We start from the raw sequence: 24441 nt of genomic DNA, 5'->3' as shown, positions 1-24441 counted from the left end.
TTAACTATGTTGTTAAAAAAATCCCTAATAACCCTATTTGTAACTTTATTTTTTATTTCTTGTAGCGACAACAACTCTGAAAACTTAATCTCTGGAGAAAACGCCACGATTACACAACAAATTCATAAACTTGTTAATCAACATAGAGTTAGTATAGGTAAATCTGAACTTACTCTTAATAACGAAGTTTCAGCAATAGCTTTAAAACACACAAAATATATGATTGGGATTAGTAAAATTAACCATGATATGTTTGATGATCGATTCAAAGAATTGCAAAATTTAGACAACGCAAAAAGCGCAGCAGAAAACGTAGCCTCTCATCAAAAAACCGCAGAAGAAGTTGTTAACGCTTGGCTAAATAGTAGTGGACACAGAAAAAACATTGAAGGTAACTATACTCATACTGGAATAGGTGTTGAAAAAAATAATGCCGGACATTATTATTTTACACAATTATTCTATTCTAAATAATTTTATAAAATCATTTAATATTATGAAAACTTACGATGTTGTTATTCTTACAGACAATGAACACTTAAAACCTGTTGAGAATAACAACATCGTAAAAAATGTACTTAACGAGGACAACTATATTAAAGTTGCTTTAGAAAAACTTAATTTAAAAGTACTTCGATTATCTTGGAATGATAAAAACTTTGATTGGTCTCAAACTAAATATATACTGTTTAGATCTACTTGGGATTACCATAAACACTTTCAAGAATTTTCAAGTTGGTTAAATAAAGTTAGTAAACAAACGACCCTATTAAACTCTGAAAACATCATTAGATGGAATATCGACAAGCATTACTTGCTAGATTTACAAAAGCAAGGAGTTCATATATGCGAATCTTATTTTATAGAAATAGGTGAAACTAAAAACCTAAAAAGTCTAGCTACTCAATTTAACTTATCGGAATTTGTTTTAAAACCATGTGTTTCAGGTGGTGGAAGACACACTTATAAAATTAATTCAAAAAACATAGAACAATACGAAGAAACATTCTCTCAACTAATAAAAGAAGAAGCAATGATTCTTCAACCTTTCCAACAAAATATTATTGATAAAGGAGAAATTTCCCTTGTAGTAATTAATGGAAAATTTACACATGCTATTTTAAAGACAGCAAAAAAAGGAGATTTTCGAGTACAAGACGACTTTGGAGGTACTATTGAAAACTACACACCAACTCAGAAAGAAATCAATTTTGCTGAAAAAGCTATAAAAGCCTGCAAAGAAGAACCTATTTATGCTAGAGTAGATATTTTTACAGATAATAATGGTAAATTAGCTATCGCTGAATTAGAGCTTGTAGAACCAGAATTATGGTTTAGAAAACAACCAAAAGCAGCAAACAAACTAGCAGAAGGAATTAAACAACTACTAAGTTAAACATGAAGAAGTTTTTAAAAATTTTCGGAGCAATAATTTTACTTTTAATTATTGGACTTACTATTTTTTACTACGTAAACAACGAAGGTTTACCTGAAGGAAAAAGCAACAAAAAAGCTGATGTTTTAGCTAATAAAATGCTAAAAGCATTAAACTATGAAGCATATAAAAATACTCGTTTTTTAGAATGGAGTTTTAGAGGTAAACATTTTTATAAATGGGATAAGCAAAACAATATTGTTGAAATTTCTTGGGATAACAATAGAGTGGTTTTGCACACAAAAAATCAAGAAAACAGCAGTGTATTCATCGACAACAAACAAGTTGACGCTCCAAAAACATTAAAAAAGGCTATCGATTATTTTAATAACGATAGTTTTTGGTTAGTTGCACCTTACAAAGTTTTTGAAGATGGTATAGAGCGTAAAATAGTACAACACGAAAATAAGGATGCTCTTATGATTACATATACAACTGGAGGATCAACTCCTGGTGATTCTTATTTATGGATTTTAGACGATAACTACAAACCCATTGCATATAAAATGTGGGTATCTATTATACCTACAGGAGGTATGGAAGCCTCTTGGAATGATTGGACAACCACTCAATCTGGAGCTATTTTACCTACTAAACATGAGCTTTCAATTGGAACATTAGACATGGGAGATGTAAAAGGATATAACTAACCTTTTTTATCATTATGGAGCTTCAAAAATATTAGTAATACTATAAGATTCTTATTTTACAGTGAACAAAGCTATTTTACAACCAGATGTTCAATTATACATCCAACAGAATTTAAAAGCTGATATTAATAAACTGATTTTAAAAGGAAGTCCTTTTAATAATATTACTATCCAAGAATTAGCTAATCAGATTGTAGCCAAACAAAAATCTGAAAAGAAATTACCTACTTGGTTTAATACTCAGAATATCTATTACCCAGAAAAATTAAGTATAGAACAAACATCATCTGAAATAACCGCCGAGTATAAATCGAAACTGGTCTCTGGAGATACTATCATTGATCTTACTGGTGGATTTGGAGTCGATTGCTTAGCTTTTTCTAAAAATTTTAAAAAGGTTGTTCATTGCGAAATTAATGAACAATTATCTGCAATTGTAAAATACAATTATGAAAAACTAGGTATTACAAATATTCAAACTATAGCTCAAAATGGAATTGATTTTTTAAAACAGTTTAATGAAAAACTAGACTGTATTTATATTGATCCTTCTAGAAGACACGATATAAAAGGAAAAGTGTTTTTACTTAAAGATTGCCTTCCTAATGTTCCAGAAAACATTGATTTCTTATTTACAAAAGCCAATAAAATACTCATTAAAAATTCACCAATATTAGACATTACATCTACTATTAATGAATTAAAATTTGTAAAAGAAATTCATATTATTTCACTAAAAAATGAAGTAAAAGAATTATTATTCCTATTAGAAAAAAACCATAAAGAATCAATTCAAATAAAAACACATAACACACTGAATAACAGTGTTCAATATTTTAATTTTATTTTTAAAAACCAATCTACAGAAACCTATTCTTTACCACAGAATTACCTATATGAGCCAAACGCTTCAATTTTGAAATCTGGAGGATTTACAGAGGTTTCTTATCAATTAAAAATTAATAAACTACAGCAACATTCTCATCTATATACTTCTGAAGAATTAGTAGAAAATTTCCCTGGTAGAATATTTAAAATAAATAATATTTACCCATACAATAAAAAGAAAGTCAAAAAATTTATAAAAGCAGAAAAAGCTAATATCTCCACTCGAAATTTCCCTAAAACAGTAGCTCAAATACGATTAGAAACTAAAATTAAAGATGGTGGTGACACCTATCTATTTTTCACAAAAAACCTTAACAACGAACTAATTATAGTAGATTGTAGCAAAGAGTAATCAAACTATTACAATATATTTTTCTTTTTTTCGTTGTGCATTAAAGAAGGTTACCCTATCTGGGTGTGTTTTGTTTATTAAGGGGTGATAAAACATACCGAAAGGCCTTGGCCTCAAACAAGGCTTTTCAATTCACTTACTTTTAAGTACATTTGTTTACAGCATGAAACAAGCAAGTACCTATCAATCCATAAAATTATCCAACAATCAAGTATCTGAAATTGAAGATAGTCTTGTTATTGAAGCTCCTCTTCAAATAAACATTAATTCAGAATCTTATACTGTTGTTATGAGAACTCCTGGAGATGATAAAGAACTTATTAGAGGTTTATTGTATGCTGAAGATATTTACAAAAAAACTTCAGATTTAAAAATAGAAACGATTGAAGAAAACAAAGATTATTCATCAATTTTAAATGTTTTTATCCCAAAAGAAAAGCTAGGTAAAGGATACTTAAATAAACGCACTTTGCTTTCTGTTTCATCCTGTGGAATTTGCGGAAAAAAAGAAATAAAAGATTTAAAAACAGAAGACAAACCACTCACTAAAAAACATAAAGAATCACTTCACATAAAAGACTCAATGTATTTGAAAATGAACAATATGCAGAAATTATTTTCAATTACAGGTGGTAGTCATGCCTGTGCACTTTTTGACAGAAAACAAAACCTTTTAACCATAAAGGAAGACATAGGTAGACATAATGCAGTAGATAAATGTATTGGTGATTTATTAAATAAAAATCTTTTAAAATCGACCAATTACATGCTAGTAAGCGGACGTGTTTCTTACGAAATAGTTTCCAAAGCTTTTCTAGCAAAAATACCTATAATAATTGCTGTTTCAGCTTGCTCATCTTTAGCAGTAGATTTTGCTAAGGAATTTGGTATTTGCTTAATCGGTTTTAGCCGAAACAACAAAATGACAATATATTCTAATCCTCAATATATAAATTATGAGTGATAAAAAAACACACGCTCAACCACCAGAAGAGCTAACAGGAATTAAATTAATTGATATTCCTAAAAAAGCAGTTGGAACCAAAGCTATAAAATCTGCTTTAAACCATGTTTTTTCAGAAACTGGAGTTAGTAAGGGAATTAGCCTGCTTCAAAATCTTAACCAAATAAATGGTTTTGATTGCCCAGGTTGCGCATGGCCAGACCCAGATGAAAAGAGAGCTTTTCTTGCAGAATACTGTGAAAATGGAGCAAAAGCAGTTGCTGAAGAAGCTACAAAAAATAGGGTATCTCCCCTATTCTTTGCAACACATTCAGTTCAAGAAATGTCTGAATGGTCTGATTATAAAATTGGAAAAAGTGGTCGTATTACGCACCCTATGATTTTAAGAGAAGGATCAAATAATTATGAAGAGATATCTTGGAAAGAAGCTTTTAACCTTATAGGTAAAGAATTAAATAGCTTGAGCTCTCCAGATGAAGCTATATTTTACACTTCTGGAAGAACTAGCAATGAAGCTGCTTACTTATACCAATTATTTGTTCGTCAATTTGGTACAAATAATCTACCAGACTGCTCTAATATGTGTCACGAAAGTAGTGGTAGCGCCTTATCTGAAACACTTGGAATTGGTAAAGGATCTGTAACTTTAGACGATTTTAATCATGCAGATTTAGTCATTGTAATGGGGCAAAACCCAGGAACCAATCACCCAAGAATGCTTACAGCATTAAGAAATACTAAAAAAAACGGTGGAAAAATAATGACTATTAATCCATTACCTGAAGTTGGATTAATGAATTATGTTGATCCTCAAAACCCTTTAAAATGGTTAGGTTCTGGTGACAAATTAACCGATTTGTTTCTTCAAGTAAAAATAAATGGAGATGTAGCTTTATTGAAAATCATCTTAAAATTGATGAAAGAAAAGGAAAACAAAGAACCAAACACTGTTTTCAATCATCAATTTATAAAAGAAAAAACGCATGGTGTAGATGAATTTTTAAATGATTTAGACAACTATACCATAGAAGAGTTACTACCTCAAACTGGCTTATCTATTGAAACCATTAAAGAAGCTACAGAGTTAATTATAAATAACGACAAGATTATAATCTGTTGGGCAATGGGATTAACTCAACATAAAAATGCTGTAGACAATATTAGAGAATTAGTCAATCTACTTCTTTTAAAAGGTAGTATTGGTAAAAAAGGAGCTGGTACCTGTCCAGTTCGTGGGCATTCCAATGTACAAGGAGATAGAACCATGGGAATTTGGGAAAAGCCAAAAGATTCATTTTTAGACAATCTAGAAAAAGAATTTAATTTCAAAGCTCCTCGCAAACATGGTTACGATGTAGTTGCAGCTATTGAAGCTATGCATAAAAATGAAGCTAAGGTATTCATTGGTATGGGGGGGAACTTTATTTCAGCTACACCAGATACTGAATACACAGCTGAAGCGTTGAGAAATTGTAATTTAACCGTTCAAGTTTCAACAAAACTAAATAGAAGTCACTTAGTACATGGAAAACAAGCTTTAATACTTCCTTGTTTAGGACGATCTGAAAAGGATATTCAAGCTAGTGGAGAACAATTTGTTTCTGTAGAAAATTCTATGGGAGTTGTACACCAATCTAATGGTCATTTATCACCATCATCTTCAGAATTACTTAGCGAACCAGCTATTGTAGCAGGAATTGCCGAAGCTACTTTAAAAAATTCTACTACTGAATGGAAATCATTAGTTACTAACTATGATTTAATTCGAAATAAAATTGAAGCTACCATCCCTGGTTTTGACAATTATAATAAACGAGTTAGAAATAAAGGTGGGTTTTACCTTCCAAACAACGCAAGAGATAATAACTATACTCCTACAGCAACGGGGAAAGCTAACTTTACTTTAAACCTACCATCAGATGTAGCTTTAGAAAGCAATCAATTTATGTTAATGACTATTCGTACTCATGATCAATACAATACCACTATTTATGGATTAAACGACCGCTATAGAGGTGTTTTAAATGAGCGTAGAGTTATTTTTATGAATCCAAATGATATGAAAAACCAAGGTTTATCTAAACTTGACAAAGTAAACTTAGTAAGTCATTTTAAAGGAGAAAGAAGAATTGCAAATGGATTTTTAGTTATACCATATAGCATACCAAGACAGTGTACAGCTACGTATTTTCCTGAAGCAAATGTTTTAGTTCCAATACAAAGTAAAGCTAGAATTAGTCATACTCCAGCCTCTAAAACAGTAATAATAACTGTTGAAAAAGGCTAATTAAAAAAGATTTGTATTTTAGTAAAATAATTTAACATTAATTAACCACCAATTATGCCTTTTATAGAAGAAGAAAAGTTTAAGTTAATGCAAGAAGACTTAGACAATTCAAAGTTAAAAAGAGAAGAAGCTGAAAATGAATTAAGCCAAGTTCAAGAAGAATATGACTCTTTTAAAAAGAAGTCTAAAATTATTCCTATCGTCTTAGGCCTTTTATTAGGAGCTTCTTTAGCAGCCACTTATTACTTTTACACGAACAATGGTGGTAGCTCTTTTTCTTCTACTGACGAAATAGCTACTATAAAGAAAAATGAAGCTCTTAGAGTATTAGACAGTGTTAAAAGAGCACAAGCTAGAGCTAAAAGAAAAGCTAGAGCTCAAGCTAAATCTGGAGATGCAGTTAATACCAATAACGATGAATCTACTAGTAACAGTTCTTTAGACATTAGCAAAGCTGCTTCTGATGTATCAAAAAAGACTTCTGGAAAAACTATATATTCAGTACAAATAGGTGTTTTTTCTAAAAGAAATCACCCGCTATTATCTTCAAAAACAATTCCTTCTACAGTAACAAGTTCTGATGGATATTTTAAATATTCTATAGGTTTATTTTCTACTTTAAAAGAAGCTAAAAAACTACAAAGAGAATTAGTAAAAGTTGGATTTGATGATGCATTTGTAGCTTCATACATAAATGGAAAACGTCAAAAAATACACAATTAAAACAAAACATATTTAATGCTAAATAAAATTAGTAAAAGAGCACTCATATTAGGTTTAATAATGAGTGTTCATTTTTTTTATGCCCAAACTAACATACCAGCTAAAGAAACCCAAAAAGGTTTTGGACAATTAGACTTTTTATCTATAAAAATGCCAGGCAATGAAGAAAACATGGATTTTACAGGGCTTCATTATAATTTAAAACTTAATGATTGGAGTTATGCAGGGCTTGGATTCTATGGAGCTGTGGGCGGAATTAGAGGCGGTTTTTTCACATTAGGAATCAATGCTGGTATTCAACAAAAAATAACAAAAAAATTATTTTTAGATACTGGTTTCCATTTCGGTGGCGGTGGTGGTGCTTCTGCTCCTGATGGTGGTGGAGCTTTTATTTTACCTCACTTTAACTTAGGTTATGATTTCAAATATTTTTCTGCTACCGCTGGTTATAGTTATATCAACTTTTTTGATAAAGGTAACATCAATAGCAGTCAGTTTAATGTTGCTGTACAAATTCCTTTATCTTTTGATTTTACTAGCTTTAAAGAAAGAGAGCAATCTTTTTCAATAGAAAACCTAACCAATACCTCATGGAATCAAAAAAGAAACCGAGCTTCTTTATTAGTTCATCTTAACAACCTTTCTGTTACCAAAGGAAATCTTAAAGGAAAAACCATACGCTTAGCTGGTTTTGAATTTAATTCTTATTTGAATGATAATATTTTCTTTTTTGTAAAGGCTGATGGGGCTTATCATGGAATCAAAGCAGGCTATATGGACATCTTATTAGGAGGTGGTTATCATTTGTCTATGAATAAAAATAGAACTAATATTTTAGCTAAATTCGGTGTTGGAGCCGGAGGCGGCGGTGGTGTAGACACTAAAGGGGGTTTTTTAATTTACCCTGACATCTCTATTGAACAAAAATTATTTAACAATGTTTATGGATCAATAAATAAAGGATATCTAATGAGTCCTGACGGACACTTCACTTCCTCTACTCTAGGTTTTGGACTTAAATATTATATTGACAAAGACGGTATAGAATCTGAAGAAAATAGTTTTTCTACAGCAAAACTTAAAGGGTTAGAAGCTATTATTAAACAAGACTTATATTTAAATGCAGCTAGAGATACTGGCATAAATCAAGACATGCACCAAATATCTTTACAAGTTAACTTTTTCTTTAATAAATATATTTACGGTGCTGGACAAACTTCTTTTGCTAATTTTGGTGATGCTGGAGCGTATGCTGAAGGAATTGTTGGTTTAGGAGTACAATCAAACACTTTCTTTAATAATACCACTTCTGTATTTTTACAAGCATTAGCAGGAGCTGCTGGTGGAGGCGGAATTAGCACAGGACAAGGTTTAATAGTAAAACCAAGTGCTGGTGTTAATTACAAACTAACAGACAAACTTAATTTACGAGCAGGATTAGGGTATGTTAAAGCTCGTGGAGGAAGTTTAAGTAGTTCTTATCTAAATTTCGGAATCAGCTACAACTTCTCTTATTTAAGTGTTAAATAAATACTAAAAAAACTAAATATTCCCTAAACTAACACCTAAATAACAACTATATATTTAAAAAAACCGATTATATTTTGATTTAAATCAAAATATAATCGGTTTTAATATTTCATTTTTGATGCATAGAAATTTCTAGCAATTAATTATTAATCAAACTAATTAAAAAAATGAAAAAAATCACCCTTCAAATTTTATCATTATTAGCTGTAATAACTTTAACTACAAGCTGTAGTGATAATGAAACTTCTTTAAATCAAGATGCACAAATACCAAAACAAATCTTAACTAAATTAAAAGACTTTAACATTAACACAGATAATGTTACTCTATCAAAACAACACTTACCTGATGGCACTTCGAGAGACAGATATCTTGTAGAAGGCGACATATATTTAAGTCATGAGCAAATTATGAACTTTGAAAAAGTCGGTCAATATTTAGGCAAAAATTATAGAACAAGTAATTTAGTAGACAGAGGTACTATTATTAATATAATGGGATATAATGCTAATGATGGTTATGGTTTATCTTCAAGAGAACAAACAGCATTAAGAATGGCTGTAGAAAACTATAACGAACTTAATTTAGATATTCAGTTTAATTTAACTTTCGGTACAAATTATTCTCCTCAAGACATGCTTGTTTACGTAGATGCAAACGCTGTTGGCGCTGGAGGATCTGCTGGCTTTCCTTCTAATGGAAAACCTTATAAATGGGTAGAAATTCACGGTTTAGGAAACTTCAGTCTTGATGTAATTGAGCATGTAATTACACATGAAATTGGTCATTCTGTTGGATTTAGACATACCGATTGGCAAACTAGACGAAGTTGTGGACAAAATGTAAACGAAGGACAAGCTGGTGTTGGTGCTATTCCTATACCTGGTACAACAGCTGGTTATGATCCAACCTCTTTAATGCTAGCATGTTTCAGTAGTAATTCTTCTGGGGAATTTAACCAAAATGACAGAATTGCCTTAAACTACTTGTATTAATTATAATTTCTATATAAGTTTTATCTTTATAAAAGAGACTTTGTTTTAAACTAGTCTCTTTTTTTTATATTTTGCAGTAAATAATCAATTGTCCCTCAACCCTTATGCTAAAATATATCTCTTCACTATTCTTAGTATTCTTCTCCTCTACTCTTTTATTTTCTCAAACCAACACAACTTTAAATGAAAATGAATTAATAGATTTAAAAAAGAAATTTTATTTAAATAGAAAAATCGGAATAGACAGTACTTTATTTTACATGAATAAACTTGTTAAAACCAACAACATCCCTTATAAAACTTTTGCATATTCCGCCATTGAATATATAAAAACAAGAGAAAAACAAATTGTAGATATCAATTTTTTTAAAGATAGTATCTCTAAATATTTACCCAAAATTTCTTTAAAAAAAGAGAATTACAATATCTTATTTGATATTCACATACTCCTAGGAAATACTAAAAAACGAAGAGGTCTTACTAAACAAGCTCTTAAAAACTACACAAAAGCAGAAGCCTACGCCATTGAAACAAAAGATATAGAGCGAATTATTAAAATAAAAGGAAACATAGCTCTTATATATCAAGACATGGAAGAGCTTAATGAAGCTTTATTAAAAACTAAAGAAAAACACTTTTTACTAGAAATAAGTAAAGAAAAGTTAGGAAGTAAATTTCAAATCAACAAACTAAAAACTTCTCTTAATATTGGCGCTATTTATGCTACTATGTATAAAAACGACACTTTACAAATACAATATGCAGACTCATCTTTATACTATTACAACTCTATTCTTAAAAACAATAATCTTAAGGATGATTCTTATTATTACGGTAGAACTTATTATGGCTTGGGAACTATTCACACTTTAAAAAAGGAATACACCAAAGCTAATCTTTATCTTGAAAAGAGTTTAGAGATTTTTCATAAATACAAATCATATTCTTATTTATATAAAGGCTATTACAATACTGCTGTTAATTATTATATGGCTAAGAATTTAAAAAAAGCTAAAAACAACTTTTTAAAAGCCCTTCATATAAAAAACGACACACTATTGGACTATAATTATATGCATGCAAATAATTATCTCTCTAAAATTTACTTAAACCAAAAGAAAGTAGATTCTGCTAATTATTACTTAAACACCTTTTTAAATGCATATGATAAAATATCTACAAGAGAAAAGCAACAATTCAAAGAAGCATATAAAACTGCCAAGGAAATTAATTTTACAAAAAAAATTAACGCCCTAAATAAAGACAATAACAAAAGAGCTTTTTACTACAATATCATTGTTATTAGCTTAATTCTAATACTAGGATTTACAAGCTTTTTTGTTTTCAAAAATATAAGAGAAAAAAAGAAAGCAAAATCACGGTTAAATGATTTGTTAACTAGAGTTTCTCAAAAAGAAAAAGACACTATTACAACTAGTGACTTAAAAATAAAAGATGAGCAACACCAACAAATTATTAAGGGGTTATCTAAAATTGAAGAAAAATTATATTTTTTAAAAGATGATTTTAACCTATATAATGCAGCTAAAAAAATTGGTACTAACACTACTTATCTTTCTAAAGTAATAAAAGAATACAAAAAAATGAGTTTTAGTGAATACACCAACGAACTAAGGATTAATTATATTACAAAAAAATTGAGTGAAGACAAAAAAATCAGAGCGTATACAACGCAAGCTATTGGTGAAATTGGAGGTTATAAAAATGCTAAATCCTTTACTCGAATTTTTAAAAAGCACACAGGAATAACTCCTTATCAATTCATTGAAAAAATTGACAAGGAAGTTATCATTAAATAATATTTACATAAAAACAGGTGGTTCTAAGCAGTAAACTGTTTTTTTCTCTAAAATAACTCCTGGTGGAGGTGGTGGAGAACAATCTTCTTCTCCATCCGTGTCAGGTCCACCATTTAATTTAGTTCCTTTTGCCGTTATATTCCTCTGCTCTACTCTTGTTAGCTGAAAAGATTCTAAAGTGCTAATTGTTAATAATTTCATGATTAATTAATTTAAGTTAGTTCAATTTATATCTTTTTAACTCTGATATTACTTAATTCTTGTTTCCTCTTTCTTACACTTCTAAAAACTACTGTAAAACAACATGTTATCTATTTTTTTATTATACCATAATTTTAAAATAGTACCTCCCTATTTTATAAATCACAACCTTCTTTCCTTCATTTATCACATTTTACATTCAATATTTGTGATATAGAATGATACAAATAAGTACTTCTTTTTATTCTCATTAATAAACTTAAATACAACTTATAAATATCTATAGGAAGCTGAAAATGTAGATATTCTATTAAAATAACTAGAGTAAGCATACTAACTAAATTTTAATCCAATGAAAAAAACATTTTTTTTATCTAAAGGAATTGAAAAGTTTTCAAACTTAGAAATTAACGACTTGTCACCTATTAGAGGAGGTGACATAGGTATAGGTTCATCATCAGATGACATTATTTATTACCCTACTGGTGGCGGTGGCGGACGATGTCCAAAAGGATTAGTCTGGAGCAATAAATTAAAAAGATGTGTTAAGTTTTTAGAAGCTGACCATACTCATGAAGTAATAGGTATTAGCACTGGTATTCCACACTAATACATAAATTTAAAAATCAAGGAAATTATACTTGATATAGTTTCCTTGATTTATATTAATTAATAATTAAATCATGAATTTCAATTCTTTAGCTATAAAAGTTGCCAGCAGATGCAATCTCAATTGCTCATATTGTTTTATGTACAATTTAGGGGATACAACTTATAAAAAACAACCTAAGTTTATGTCTACTAAAATTGTTGATAACATTATTAACAAAACCAAAAAATATATACAAGAGTATAATAAAAAAGAGTTTTCTTTTCTATTCCATGGTGGAGAACCTCTACTCGCTCCAAAACAATTTTTTATAGACTTTACATCTAAAGTAAAAGAAATTCAGAATGAACTCAATGATGTAGTTTTTTCTTTTGATTTACAAACCAATGGTGTTCTATTGGATGAAAGCTGGATTCGTTTATTTAAAGAATTAAACATTTCCCCTAGCGTTAGCGTGGACGGCACACAAAAAGCGCATGACATGTTTAGAGTCGATCATAAAGGTAATGGAAGTTATAATGATGTCTTTAAAGGTGTAACTCTTTTAAAAAAAGAAATGAATTTTGCAGATATAGCATGTGTAATTAATGTAAAAGAAACTCCTCTAGAAGTTTACAATAGTTTCAAAAAAATGAGAGTTAGCTATGTGAATTTCCTTATTCCAGATTATACTCATAATAGCTATCCTTTTAATAAAGAAAAAACTATTATGGGAGACTGGTTAATCGAGCTATTTAACATATGGGTTAACGATTCTCAACGATATAAAATCCCTATTTTTATAGGGCTATTAAACTCCTTAACCATGCTTAACGAGAACCCCATAAATGAATCTACCGTGTTAGTCATAGAAACAAATGGGGAAATTGAAGCTATAGATTCTTTAAAAGCATGTGGACATGGTTTTACAAAAACTGGTTTTAATATTAAAGACAATAGCTTTCAGGATATTAAAAAAACCTCTCTAGGAAAGTTATACTTTAATAATATTAACTCTAAACTATGTAAGCAATGTCAAGAATGCCCTTTAAATGTAATTTGCAAAGGAGGCAGATTGGTACATCGATATAGCAAAGAAAATGGTTTCAACAATCCATCTGTTTACTGTAAAGACTTAATTAAACTTATAGCACATATACAAGGATACTTTATTTCTTGTTTTCCAGACTTACATGAAAAAGAAAATGTAGAAAAAATTAATCCTACAGAAATTATTAACTACTTAGACTCAACTGATTTTAACAAAAACTTTTTCTATAAAAAAGAATTAGAATCTTTTTCAGAAAAAAATATGATAATCGCATAAGCCTACTAAAAAAATTAAAAATCATTCTTTAAAAGATCTAATCTTAAAATGCGAAACCTGAAAAGCATTAAATAGAGTAAGGACAAATTAAAAACAACTAACCATGTTAAAATCAATTTCAAACTTAGGTACTATCCTAAAAAAAGATGAACAACGAACTATTAATGGAGGCCAAATACATTGTCCTCGTGGATGGATTTTAGATTGTACTTATTACGGATGCTGGTGTATTATACCAGTTGAAGAGGATGATGAGCATATAGGCTATATCTAAAAAAAAAGGGTTAAACTATTATAATAGTTTAACCCTTTTTAAATTTATATAAAATCTAATTATATCTTTTTAGCATTTTTCACTTTTTGCTTCGTAAGGGCAATATTAATTACTTCACTCATTTCAGTTACATAATGGAAAGTTAAGCCTTTTAAATAACTAGCTTTAATTTCATCAATGTCTTTTTTGTTGTCAGCACAAAGAATTATTTCTTTAATATTTGCTCTTTTAGCAGCCAATATTTTTTCTTTAATCCCTCCAACAGGCAATACCTTACCACGTAAAGTAATTTCTCCTGTCATTGCTATTTTATTTTTTACTTTTCTCTGTGTAAATACAGACACCAATGAAGTTAACATAGTAATACCAGCACTCGGTCCATCTTTAGGAGTTGCTCCTTCTGGCACATGAATATGAACATCGTATTTATCTAAAACCTCAGGTTTAATTCCAAACTCTTCAGCATTAGCTTTAATATACTTCATTGCTATGGTTGAAGACTCTTTCATAACTGTACCTAAATTACCCGTAATAGATAAGCTTCCTTTTCCTTTCGATAAAATAGACTCAATAAATAAAATATCTCCACCAACACTTGTCCAAGCTAAACCTGTAACTACACCAGCTACATCATTGCTTTCATACTTGTCGCGTTCTAAACGAGCAGGCCCTAAAATAGTTTCAATATCTTCATCTGTTAGAGAAACGTTATACTCCTCCTCCATCGCTATTGATTTTGCTGCAAAACGCACTACTTTCGCTACTTGCTTTTCAAGACCACGAACACCAGATTCTCTTGTATAACCTTCTACAATTTTTTCTATTTGCTTTTTACCAACCGTTAAATGTTCAGTTGATAATCCATGCTCTTTTAATTGCTTAGGAAATAAATACTTTTTTGCGATTTCAACCTTCTCTTCAATAGTATACCCTGTTACATTGATAAGCTCCATACGATCGCGTAATGCCCAAGGTATTTGTCCTAAATTATTAGCAGTAGCTATAAATAACACTTTAGAAAGATCATAACCAACCTCTAAATAATTATCATAAAACTCTGTATTTTGTTCAGGATCTAACACTTCTAACATAGCAGAAGATGGGTCTCCTTGATGACTTTGACTTAATTTATCTATTTCATCTAATACAAATACAGGATTTGAAGTACCCGCCTTTTTAAGGTTTTGAATTAAACGACCAGGCATAGCTCCAATATAAGTTTTACGATGTCCTCTAATTTCAGCTTCATCACGTAAACCACCTAATGACATACGTACATACTTACGACCTAAAGCTTCAGCAACTGATTTACCTAACGAAGTTTTTCCAACACCTGGAGGACCGTATAAACAAATTATTGGTGACTTCATGTCTCCACGTAATTTTAATACAGCTAAATGTTCAATAATACGTTCTTTAACTTTTTCAAGTCCAAAGTGATCTCTATCTAATATTTTTTGAGCTTTTTTCAAGTCAAATTTATCCTCAGAATATTCTCCCCAAGGTAATTCTAACATCAACTCTAAATAATTACGTTGCACACCATATTCAGCCATTTGAGGATTCATTCTTCTTAAACGATTTATTTCCTTCTCAAATGTTTCAGCAACATTTTTATTCCATTTCTTAGACTTTGCCTTTGTTTTCATTTCTTCCAACTCTTGGTCGTGAGAAACTCCACCTAACTCGTCTTGAATTGTTTTTAATTGCTGATGTAAATAATATTCACGTTGTTGTTGATCTAAATCTGATCTTGTTTTTGACTGAATATCATTACGTAATTGTAACTTTTGAAGCTCTTTATCTAAGTTTTTTAAAGTTAAAAGCGCTCTTTCTTTTAAGTTATCCTTTTCAAGTAAAACTTGTTTATTTGAAACACTCAATTCCATATTAGATGAAATAAAGTTCACTAAAAATGAATTTGATTGAATGTTCTTAATTGCAAAAGAAGCTTCAGAAGGTAACATTGGATTTTCTTTAATTACCTCTAAAGCTAAATCTTTGATAGAATCAATTATTGCATTAAACTCTTTTTCATCATCAATATCTCTTTCCTCTTTTGCCTCTCTAACTTTAGCTTTTAAATATGGAGTATCTTGTGTAATCTCATCAATTTCAAAGCGTTTTTTTCCTTGTATAATAACAGTTGTGTTACCATCTGGCATTTTAAGAACTCTTAAAATTTGCGCAACTACACCCGTTTTATGAATATCATCTATACCTGGATTCTCTACATCACTATTTTTTTGTGCTACTACACCTACAATTTTATCTCCTTCATTAGCATCTTTAATTAATTGAATAGACTTATCTCTTCCAGCAGTTATAGGAATCACCACACCTGGAAATAACACTGTATTCCTTAAAGGTAAAATTGGTAACTCAGAAGGTACTTCTTCTTTATTTATTATTTCTTCATCCTCTGGAGTTAACAAAGGAATTAATTCAGAATTTTCATTAAAAGCATCCTGAAGCGACAAGTTGTCTAAATGTATTATTTTGGGTTTACTCATAATCTTTTATATCTGTCATAGTGGCATTTTTCTATTAGTACACTTAATACAAAAAGCACTACAAAAACCTTAATCTTCTAATAAACAACACTATACGTGTTGCTTTTTTGTTTTCTTTCCTTATATAGGTCAATTCTTATGCCAACTAATTCTTTATAAGAAACTTGTAACTATTTTTACAATCAGTCGTCATATTATTATATTTTTACAAAAAGCTATACCAAACAATGAAAACTAAACTATTTTTTATTTCCTTATTACTACTCCTAACCAACTGTACCTCAAATAAAAACTCTGAAGAGTTTATTAAGAATGCCTCTGGTCGTTATTTTTTTAATGCTGATGAAACTATAGAAGTAAAATTTAACGAAGGAAAGTTATTTTTAACATGGCGTGGTCAAAATTTAGAACCTCTAAAAGTTAATGATAGTACTTTTTATGCTCGTGAATTAAACGAAAAACTAATATTTAACACAGCACAAAATAAAATTGAATTAGCAAAAAAACGTGAACATCATGATAAAGTTTACATTTTCAACAAACTTAAAGAAGGTGAAAAAACTCCTAGTGAATACTTAGCTGAAAATAATTTTGAAGCCGCTTTAAAAGGATATAAAGCCATTAAGCAAAAAGATAGTTTAAACCCTGTTATTAGAGAAAGAAGTTTAAATCGTTTAGGTTATCGTTATTTATCAAATAAAGAATTTGAAAAAGCTCTTAATGTTTTTAAAATCAATATTGAATTATACCCTAAAAGCTCTAATACTTACGACAGTACCGGTGATGCTTATTTAAAAATGAAAGATACTATAAAAGCTACAGAATACTATAAAAAATCATTAGCTATTAATCCAGAAAATAGAAGTTCTAGAAGAGCTTTAAAAAGACTTACTAAAAAGGAAGAAGATTAATTTATAGCAAAATTAAAACTGCAATTCCAACAAAAACAACTATTTGTGCCCATTTTAGGTAAACTCCTATTTGGGCATTCTTTTTTATAGATTCTGAAATAGTACCTGCTAAAATAGCTATTGTAGAAAATATTACGAACGATGTTAGTATAAATAAACCTCCTAAAACATAAAACTGTAATACATTTGAAAGACTATCCGAAAACAGAAATTGCGGAAAAAAAGCCAAAAAGAAAATAGTCACTTTCGGATTTAAAACATTCATCCAAAATCCTTTTTTAAACAATTCAAAAGTTGTCTTTTTTTCTACATTCTCTGTTGAAAATGCAATTTTAGCATCGCTTCTATATACTTGATAAGCTAAATACAAAAGATACCCTGCTCCCAATAGTTTTATAATAAAAAACAATTTAGGGTTTTGATTTATAATTTCTGAAACTCCAAAGGCTACTAAGGTAGTATGAATAATACAACCAGTCATTAATCCAGCTACAGTTGCTAATCCATATTTTTTTCCGTTTACGATACTTTGTGTTAAAACAAATATATTGTCTGGTCCTGGTGAAAAAGCTAGTGTTCCAGTAGCTAAAACAAAAGAGATTAGGGTTTCAATCATTTATTAACTTTTTGCTAAAATAGCTTTATTGATTCTCTTTACCAAGCTTGGTCCTTCATAAATAAAACCTGTATAAATCTGAACTAAATCTGCACCAGCATCAAGTTTTTCTAAAGCATCTTTTTCTGAATGAATACCTCCTACTCCAATGATTGGAAATGCCTTATTTGAATTGTCTGCTAAATATTTTATAACTCTTGTGCTTCTTTCTTTTACTGGCTGTCCACTCAAACCTCCATTACCAATTTTTTCCAATCGTTCTTTTGAGGCTTTTAGTCCTTCTCTATTTACAGAAGTATTTGAAGCTATAACTCCATCTATTTTAGTTTCAGCAACTAACTCTATAATTTCATCCAACTGTTGATTGTTCAAATCTGGAGCTATTTTTAATAAAATAGGCTTTTGAACAGACTCTTGATTGTTCAACTTTTGAACCTCCGTAATTAATTCTTTTAAATAATCTACATCATCTAATTTTGCGTGACTTCCAACATTTGGACAACTCACATTTAACACAAAGTAATCTACGTAAGGATGCAATCCTTTAAAGCACTCTACATAATCCTCTGTATAATCTTCTGGAGCTGTATTGGTATTTTTACCAATATTACCTCCAAGAATAATTTTTCCTTTGTTCTTTTTTAATTGCTCTATTGCAGTAGCTAATCCTTCATTATTAAACCCCATACGATTAATAATTCCTTGGTCGTCTTTTAAACGAAACAATCGCTTTTTCGGATTCCCAGCCTGCCCTTTAGGAGTTACAGTTCCTATCTCTACAAATCCAAAACCAAAATCGGCTAACTCATTATACAACACTGCATTTTTATCAAAACCAGCAGCAAGTCCTACAGGATTTTTAAAAGTTAATCCAAATAGATTTCTTTCCAATTTTTTATCATTTACCTGATATAATCCTCTAAACAAAGAAGACATTAATGGTATTTTGGATAAAAACTTTACCAATGAAAAAGTAAAATGATGAATCTTTTCTGGATCGAAAAGAAAAAATATTGGACGGATGATTAGTTTATACATAATAATTAAATATAAAAAAAGCCCCAATACAATTGGAGCTTCTGAATTATCTTAAAACAGCTTCTAAATTCTTTTCGAATGTTTGCTGTAATTTTTTCATTATTTTATCAATTTGCTTGTCAGCCAACGTTTTATTTTCGTCTTGTAAAACAAAACTTACTGCATATGATTTTTTACCTTCTGGTAATTTATCTCCTTCATATACATCAAATAAATCAACTTCTTTTAATAATTTCTTCTCTGATTGAAAAGCCAAATTATATAATTCTTTAAATTCTACTTTAGAGTCTAACAATAAAGCTAAGTCACGTTTAACAGCTGGGAATTTTGGTAAATCGGTTACTTTGATTTTCTTTTTTCCTACAAAAGTTAAAATGTTTTGCCAGTTAAAATCTGCAAATAACACTTCTTGTTTTATAGAAAATTCTTTTAAAATTCCTCTCTTAACAACACCAAACTCTACCAGTTTAGTTTTTCCTAAACTTAACACAATACCTTCTGAGAATATATCAGTTTTTACTGGAGTTGTTTTTAATTTATCTAATCCTAAGCGACTTAAAATATTTGTTACAATTCCTTTTAAGTAAAAGAAATCTGAAGTTTGTGTTGCTGTTTTCCAGCTTTCTTTTGTTCTATTACCTGTAACAAATAATGTTAAATGCTTATCTTCTTGATATCCGCTTTCAAATTTATGATACGTTTTACCGAACTCATAAAATTTCAATGCGTTATTTTTTCTGTTAATATTGTAAGCAACAGATTCTAAACCACTAAATAATAATGATTGGCGCATTACCTTTAAATCATTACTCAATGGATTTAACATCTCTACATTATATGCAGGATTTAAATTCTCTGATAAATCAACATAATCAGCTTTAGTCAAAGAATTTGCCATTGTTTCATTAAATCCTAATGACGTTAATTGGTTTGCAACAATATTTTCAATTTTTACCTCTTTATCACTATCAAAAGAAATAGAAGTATTTAATTTATGTGAGAATTCAACATTATTATATCCGTAAACTCTTAAAATTTCTTCAATAATATCTGCTTCACGCTGAACATCTACTCGATAAGATGGAATTGTTAATCCTAAACCTCCAGCAGTTTCACTGTTAATTTTTATCTCTAAAGATGCTAAGATATTTTTAATAGTTTCCTTTGGAATTTCCTGCCCTATTAATCTATAAGCATTTTCATACGATAAGAATACCTGAAAATCTTCAATCTTTTCTGGATAAAAATCTAAAACATCTGATGACATTTTTCCACCAGCATATTCTTCAATTAATAAAGCTGCGCGTTTTAATGCATATTTTGTTAAATTGATATCTATTCCTCTTTCAAAACGGAAAGAAGCATCAGTATTTAACGCATGTCTCTTAGCTGTTTTACGAACAGAAACTGGGTTAAAATAAGCACTTTCTAAAAAGATAGTGGTAGTGTGCTCAGTTACTCCTGATTTGATCCCTCCAAAAACTCCACCAATACATAATGGATTATCATCAGCATCACAAATCATAATATCTTCAGAAGACAACTCTCTTTCAACTTCATCTAAAGTAGTAAACTTAGTACCTTGTTCTAAAGTTTTAACAACTACTTTACTACCTTTAATCTTATTCGCATCAAAAGCATGTAATGGCTGTCCTAATTCATGTAAAACATAGTTTGTAATATCTACTACATTATTCTTAGGAGCTATACCTATCGCTTTTAATCTATTTTGAATCCATTCTGGAGACTCCTTTACTTCTATATCTGTAATTGTAATTCCACAATAACGAGGAACCAAATTTTTATCTTCTATTTCAATATCAATTTTCTGAGTACGCTCATCAACGTGGAAATCTGATACTGAAGGTGAAATTAACTCTAAGTTTGTTCCTTGTTGAATTAATCCTGCGCGTAAATCACGAGCAACACCAAAATGGCTCATTGCATCAGCACGATTTGGAGTTAATCCAATTTCAAAAACATAATCAGTTTCAATATTAAAAACCTCAGAACAAGGAGTTCCAGGAACTAAAGCTTCATCTAAAACCATAATTCCATCATGACCTTTACCTAAACCTAATTCGTCTTCGGCACAAATCATTCCATGACTCTCTTCTCCTCTAATTTTTCCTTTCTTTATTTTAAAGCCTTCACCTTTTTCATCATACAAGGTTGTTCCAACAGTAGCTACAGGTACTTTTTGTCCAGCATCTACATTTGGTGCTCCACAAACTATTTGCACTGGATTACCATCTCCTAAATCAACAGTAGTAACTTTTAACTTGTCTGCATTAGGATGTTTAATACATGTTTTTACTTCGCCTACAACTACCCCTTTTAAACTTCCTTTAATGCTTTCAACAGTTTCAATTCCTTCTACTTCAAGACCTAAATCTGTTAATAGTTCTCCTGTTTTTTCTGCTTCCCAGTCAGTTTGTAAAAATTGTCGTAACCAATTGTATGATATCTTCATAATCAATCTCTAATTTAAGCCCGCAAATTTACATAAATTTAAGGAATAAATCGAATTCCTTTTTCATAGCATTTACTTTACTGACTGTTAACGATTTGATAACATTGATGCTTTTTTATTATTGTTTTTTTGCATCCCCCTCTTAAATTAAATAATCATAACTTTTTTAAATGAAAAAATTATTACCCTTCATTTTGCTGATAGCTTCTATATCAGTATTTTCTCAAGTGCCTTCTTATTACAACGACGTTAATTTAAATCAGTCAGGCGCCTCTTTAAAAAATGCATTATCAACTAAAATAATTAGCACACATACAACAAACTTATCATACACTCCAGGTATTTGGAACGCTTTAAAACAATCTGATTTAGATCCAAATAACAACTCTAAAGTAGTTTTAATATATGGTTATAGTGATACTGATGGTAATTATATAACTGACAGAACTCGTAGTAAAGACGCAAATGGTGGTTCTGCTGGAACTCAATGGAACAGAGAACATGTTTATCCTAAATCGTTAGGAAATCCTAATTTAGGAACTTCTGGTGCTGGTGCAGATGCACATCATGTTAGACCAGCAGATATTTCTTTTAACTCTCAAAGAAGTAGTAAAAAATTTGTCACTGGCTCTGGAAATGCTGGTAACGCATCTGGTGGATGGTATCCTGGTGACGAGTGGAAAGGTGATGTAGCTCGTATGATGATGTATATGTATTTACGCTACGGAAACCAATGTTTACCTAGTAACGTAGCTATTGGTACAACGAACTCTTCAGATAGTAATATGATTAACCTATTATTACAATGGAATGCTGAAGATCCTGTGTCTGATTTTGAAAAGCAACGTAACCCTATTATCCAAGGATTACAAGGAAATCGTAATCCTTTTATAGATAACCCTGCTTTTGCTACTAAAATTTGGGGAGGTCCTCAAGCTGAAGATTTATTTGGAAATGGTGGTGGATCATCAGACACACAAGCTCCAACTGCTCCTTCTAATTTAACAACTTCTAATATTACTGAAAACTCTGTGAATTTATCGTGGAATGCTGCTACTGATAATGTAGGTGTAGTTGGTTATGATATTTATAATGGATCAACAAAAATAAGTACAACAACAAATATTACTTATTCAGTTATTGGTTTAACTGCTGCAACAGCGTATTCTTTTTCTATAAAAGCTAAAGATGCTGCAAATAATATTTCTACGGCTAGTAATACAGTAAACATAACTACTTCTTCTACTCCATCTTCAGGAAATGCTTCTGACTTATTAATTTCTGAGTATGTTGAAGGTTCATCTAATAACAAAGCTTTAGAATTAGCTAACTATACTGGAACTACGATAAACTTATCTGGATATTCTTTAAAGAAAGCTTCTAACGGAGGCGGATGGACTAGCACTTTAAATTTAACTGGTCAGTTAACCAATGGAAAAGTATATGTAATTGCTCATAGTAGTGCTACAACTTCTATTAAAAATAAAGCTCAATTAACCAATACAAGTGTTTTATCTTTTAATGGTAATGATGCTATTGGATTATTTAAAGGTAATACTTTAATTGATTTAATTGGTAACCCAACTAGCTCATCTACTTTTGCTCAGGACAAAACTTTACAAAGAAAATCTACTATTACATCTCCTAACTCAAGTTATACCTCTTCTGAGTGGAATACTTTATCTAAAGATACTTTTAGTGGTTTAGGAAACCATACTATTGAAGGAGGAACTCCTCCTGATACTCAAGTTCCAACGGCTCCATCTAACTTAACAGTATCATCAGTAACACAAACTTCTGCAAATTTATCTTGGACAGCTGCTACTGATAATACTGCAGTAACTGGGTATGATATTTATAGAGGAACAACCAAAATAGGAACAACTACAAATACTAGTTATTCAGTTACTGGACTAACAGCTGCAACTAATTACACATTTTCTGTAAAGGCTAAAGATACTGCTGGTAATATTTCTGCTTCTAGTAATGTAGTTGGTATTACTACCAAGTCTGTTACAGTTACTTACTGTGATTCTAAAGGAAATAATTCTAGTTACGAATACATAGATAATGTTGCCATTGGTGGTATATCAAATGCTACTTCTTCAAATTCAGGCTATGGAAACTTTACTTCTCAAACAGCTAATTTAAGCTACGGTAGTAATACTATTATTGTTAGTGCTGGTTTTGCTAGTACCTCTTATACTGAGTTTTGGAAAGTATGGATTGACTTTAATAAAAACGGAACTTTTGAAAGTAATGAAGAAGTGGTAAGCGGTTCTTCTTCTAGTGCAGGAAATTTATCTTATAGTTTTACAGTTCCTTCTTCAGCATTGTCAGGAAAAACAAGAATGCGTGTTTCTATGAAATGGAACTTAGCTCCTACTCCTTGTGAAACAATCCCTTATGGAGAAGTTGAAGATTATTCCGTTAATATTGGTGTAAGTGCTAAAAACATTAATCAATCTATTATAGCAGACGGAAAATTAGGAAATGAAGCTCCTATTTTTAGTGCCAATGTATCACCAAACCCAGCTGTAAACTTTATCAAATTACAATTGAGCGATAACAGAGACGCTAACTACAAAATAACCAATACTATAGGTCAAAAAGTATTATCTGGAAAAGTTAGCCATGCTACTATCAATATAGCTAATTTACATAATGGATTATATATTATTGAAGTGAATGATGGACAACGTTCATTCACTAAAAAATTCATTAAAAAATAACTTTCACCCCTCAAAAAAATTAAAGTCTTGTCATGAAAATGACAAGACTTTTAACTATAAAATACGTTATTTTCAATAAAAACTGTTGATAACTTATTAATCCTTAACATTTAGGTAACATAG

At 30.1% G+C, this 24441-nt stretch carries 20 protein-coding genes; 15 read left to right on the top strand and 5 right to left on the bottom strand.

Translation table 11 applies throughout. The features are described from left to right. Positions 1-6: 6 nt before the first annotated feature. The 10 genes from ACOQN8_RS14495 (at position 7) to ACOQN8_RS14450 (ending at position 11644) form a co-directional block, all read left to right on the top strand. Entirely contained in the window at positions 7-474 is a 468-nt protein-coding gene (locus tag ACOQN8_RS14495) for a CAP domain-containing protein (protein WP_420553209.1), read from the top strand. A gap of 22 nt (positions 475-496) precedes the next feature. Beyond that, complete coding sequence (locus ACOQN8_RS14490; RefSeq protein ID WP_420553208.1) at positions 497-1396, top strand: ATP-grasp domain-containing protein; 900 nt, start codon at positions 497-499, stop codon at positions 1394-1396. Positions 1397-1398: 2 nt separating this feature from the next. Then, positions 1399-2085, top strand: a complete 687-nt coding sequence (locus ACOQN8_RS14485; RefSeq protein ID WP_420553207.1) for a hypothetical protein — start codon at positions 1399-1401, stop codon at positions 2083-2085. Positions 2086-2146: 61 nt separating this feature from the next. Next, the gene (locus ACOQN8_RS14480; RefSeq protein ID WP_420553206.1) at positions 2147-3325 is read left to right on the top strand and encodes a THUMP-like domain-containing protein; all 1179 of its coding nucleotides are present in this window, start codon (positions 2147-2149) and stop codon (positions 3323-3325) included. Positions 3326-3488: 163 nt separating this feature from the next. Further along, positions 3489-4289 carry a formate dehydrogenase accessory sulfurtransferase FdhD gene (fdhD, locus tag ACOQN8_RS14475; protein WP_420553205.1) on the top strand — a complete coding sequence of 267 codons (801 nt, stop codon included), beginning with the start codon at positions 3489-3491 and terminating at the stop codon, positions 4287-4289. After that, positions 4282-6576, top strand: coding sequence for an FdhF/YdeP family oxidoreductase (locus ACOQN8_RS14470; protein ID WP_420553204.1), 2295 nt, complete (start codon positions 4282-4284; stop codon positions 6574-6576). Before fdhD ends, ACOQN8_RS14470 begins: the two co-directional genes overlap by 8 nt. Before the next feature lie 54 nt (positions 6577-6630). Then, the gene (locus ACOQN8_RS14465) at positions 6631-7299 is read left to right on the top strand and encodes an SPOR domain-containing protein (protein WP_235273685.1); all 669 of its coding nucleotides are present in this window, start codon (positions 6631-6633) and stop codon (positions 7297-7299) included. 15 nt (positions 7300-7314) lie between these two features. After that, on the top strand, positions 7315-8829 hold the full coding sequence (locus ACOQN8_RS14460) for a hypothetical protein (RefSeq protein ID WP_420553203.1): 1515 nt from the start codon (positions 7315-7317) through the stop codon (positions 8827-8829). 167 nt (positions 8830-8996) lie between these two features. After that, complete coding sequence (locus ACOQN8_RS14455; protein WP_420553202.1) at positions 8997-9824, top strand: M57 family metalloprotease; 828 nt, start codon at positions 8997-8999, stop codon at positions 9822-9824. A gap of 104 nt (positions 9825-9928) precedes the next feature. After that, the gene (locus tag ACOQN8_RS14450) at positions 9929-11644 is read left to right on the top strand and encodes a helix-turn-helix domain-containing protein (protein WP_420553201.1); all 1716 of its coding nucleotides are present in this window, start codon (positions 9929-9931) and stop codon (positions 11642-11644) included. 3 nt (positions 11645-11647) lie between these two features. Here the strand turns inward: ACOQN8_RS14450 and ACOQN8_RS14445 are convergent, their stop codons facing one another. Continuing rightward, positions 11648-11845 (bottom strand): hypothetical protein, encoded by a 198-nt coding sequence (locus ACOQN8_RS14445; RefSeq protein WP_420553200.1) that lies wholly within the window; start codon positions 11843-11845, stop codon positions 11648-11650. Positions 11846-12197: 352 nt separating this feature from the next. On the opposite strand from ACOQN8_RS14445, the gene ACOQN8_RS14440 reads away from it, so the two are divergent. From ACOQN8_RS14440 to ACOQN8_RS14430, 3 genes are all read left to right on the top strand, one after another. Beyond that, a complete protein-coding gene (locus ACOQN8_RS14440; protein ID WP_272149042.1) occupies positions 12198-12455 on the top strand; it encodes a hypothetical protein in 258 nt (85 codons plus the stop codon). Between the two features lie 73 nt (positions 12456-12528). Next, positions 12529-13761: a radical SAM protein gene (locus ACOQN8_RS14435; protein ID WP_420553199.1), complete on the top strand. Its 1233-nt coding sequence runs from the start codon at positions 12529-12531 to the stop codon at positions 13759-13761. 103 nt (positions 13762-13864) lie between these two features. Then, positions 13865-14035, top strand: a complete 171-nt coding sequence (locus ACOQN8_RS14430) for a hypothetical protein (RefSeq protein ID WP_420553198.1) — start codon at positions 13865-13867, stop codon at positions 14033-14035. 59 nt (positions 14036-14094) lie between these two features. Here ACOQN8_RS14430 and lon read toward each other — a convergent pair whose 3' ends face one another. After that, a complete protein-coding gene (lon, locus tag ACOQN8_RS14425) occupies positions 14095-16548 on the bottom strand; it encodes an endopeptidase La (RefSeq protein WP_420553197.1) in 2454 nt (817 codons plus the stop codon). A 227-nt stretch (positions 16549-16775) separates the two neighbouring features. Between lon and ACOQN8_RS14420 the strand changes: the two genes are divergently transcribed. Further along, positions 16776-17459, top strand: coding sequence for a tetratricopeptide repeat protein (locus ACOQN8_RS14420; protein ID WP_420553196.1), 684 nt, complete (start codon positions 16776-16778; stop codon positions 17457-17459). A 1-nt stretch (position 17460) separates the two neighbouring features. On the opposite strand, the gene ACOQN8_RS14415 is transcribed toward ACOQN8_RS14420, so the two are convergent. The 3 genes from ACOQN8_RS14415 to pheT are packed head-to-tail and all read right to left on the bottom strand — an operon-like array spanning position 17461 to position 21586. Beyond that, a complete protein-coding gene (locus ACOQN8_RS14415) occupies positions 17461-18075 on the bottom strand; it encodes a LysE family translocator (protein WP_420553195.1) in 615 nt (204 codons plus the stop codon). A gap of 3 nt (positions 18076-18078) precedes the next feature. Then, complete coding sequence (locus tag ACOQN8_RS14410; RefSeq protein WP_420553194.1) at positions 18079-19113, bottom strand: quinone-dependent dihydroorotate dehydrogenase; 1035 nt, start codon at positions 19111-19113, stop codon at positions 18079-18081. A 46-nt stretch (positions 19114-19159) separates the two neighbouring features. Then, complete coding sequence (gene pheT, locus ACOQN8_RS14405; RefSeq protein ID WP_150898828.1) at positions 19160-21586, bottom strand: phenylalanine--tRNA ligase subunit beta; 2427 nt, start codon at positions 21584-21586, stop codon at positions 19160-19162. Between the two features lie 170 nt (positions 21587-21756). Between pheT and ACOQN8_RS14400 the strand changes: the two genes are divergently transcribed. Beyond that, entirely contained in the window at positions 21757-24318 is a 2562-nt protein-coding gene (locus ACOQN8_RS14400; RefSeq protein WP_420553193.1) for an endonuclease, read from the top strand. The last annotated feature ends 123 nt before the right edge of the window (positions 24319-24441 follow it).

This window comes from Tenacibaculum aiptasiae (assembly GCF_965221665.1).
Taxonomy (GTDB): domain Bacteria; phylum Bacteroidota; class Bacteroidia; order Flavobacteriales; family Flavobacteriaceae; genus Polaribacter; species Polaribacter aiptasiae.
This window is presented reverse-complemented; position numbering and strand designations above follow the sequence as displayed.

What these genes read in the sequence shown, in the direction of transcription:
- ACOQN8_RS14440 (WP_272149042.1), top strand. Translation starts at nt 12,198, where the DNA reads ATGAAAAAAACATTTTTTTTATCTAAAGGAATTGAAAAGTTTTCAAAC.
- ACOQN8_RS14495 (WP_420553209.1), top strand. Translation starts at nt 7, where the DNA reads ATGTTGTTAAAAAAATCCCTAATAACCCTATTTGTAACTTTATTTTTT.
- ACOQN8_RS14430 (WP_420553198.1), top strand. Translation starts at nt 13,865, where the DNA reads ATGTTAAAATCAATTTCAAACTTAGGTACTATCCTAAAAAAAGATGAA.
- fdhD (WP_420553205.1), top strand. Translation starts at nt 3,489, where the DNA reads ATGAAACAAGCAAGTACCTATCAATCCATAAAATTATCCAACAATCAA.
- ACOQN8_RS14410 (WP_420553194.1), bottom strand. Translation starts at nt 19,113, where the DNA reads ATGTATAAACTAATCATCCGTCCAATATTTTTTCTTTTCGATCCAGAA.
- lon (WP_420553197.1), bottom strand. Translation starts at nt 16,548, where the DNA reads ATGAGTAAACCCAAAATAATACATTTAGACAACTTGTCGCTTCAGGAT.
- ACOQN8_RS14470 (WP_420553204.1), top strand. Translation starts at nt 4,282, where the DNA reads ATGAGTGATAAAAAAACACACGCTCAACCACCAGAAGAGCTAACAGGA.
- ACOQN8_RS14455 (WP_420553202.1), top strand. Translation starts at nt 8,997, where the DNA reads ATGAAAAAAATCACCCTTCAAATTTTATCATTATTAGCTGTAATAACT.
- pheT (WP_150898828.1), bottom strand. Translation starts at nt 21,586, where the DNA reads ATGAAGATATCATACAATTGGTTACGACAATTTTTACAAACTGACTGG.
- ACOQN8_RS14435 (WP_420553199.1), top strand. Translation starts at nt 12,529, where the DNA reads ATGAATTTCAATTCTTTAGCTATAAAAGTTGCCAGCAGATGCAATCTC.
- ACOQN8_RS14460 (WP_420553203.1), top strand. Translation starts at nt 7,315, where the DNA reads ATGCTAAATAAAATTAGTAAAAGAGCACTCATATTAGGTTTAATAATG.
- ACOQN8_RS14450 (WP_420553201.1), top strand. Translation starts at nt 9,929, where the DNA reads ATGCTAAAATATATCTCTTCACTATTCTTAGTATTCTTCTCCTCTACT.
- ACOQN8_RS14490 (WP_420553208.1), top strand. Translation starts at nt 497, where the DNA reads ATGAAAACTTACGATGTTGTTATTCTTACAGACAATGAACACTTAAAA.
- ACOQN8_RS14485 (WP_420553207.1), top strand. Translation starts at nt 1,399, where the DNA reads ATGAAGAAGTTTTTAAAAATTTTCGGAGCAATAATTTTACTTTTAATT.
- ACOQN8_RS14415 (WP_420553195.1), bottom strand. Translation starts at nt 18,075, where the DNA reads ATGATTGAAACCCTAATCTCTTTTGTTTTAGCTACTGGAACACTAGCT.
- ACOQN8_RS14465 (WP_235273685.1), top strand. Translation starts at nt 6,631, where the DNA reads ATGCCTTTTATAGAAGAAGAAAAGTTTAAGTTAATGCAAGAAGACTTA.
- ACOQN8_RS14400 (WP_420553193.1), top strand. Translation starts at nt 21,757, where the DNA reads ATGAAAAAATTATTACCCTTCATTTTGCTGATAGCTTCTATATCAGTA.
- ACOQN8_RS14420 (WP_420553196.1), top strand. Translation starts at nt 16,776, where the DNA reads ATGAAAACTAAACTATTTTTTATTTCCTTATTACTACTCCTAACCAAC.
- ACOQN8_RS14445 (WP_420553200.1), bottom strand. Translation starts at nt 11,845, where the DNA reads ATGAAATTATTAACAATTAGCACTTTAGAATCTTTTCAGCTAACAAGA.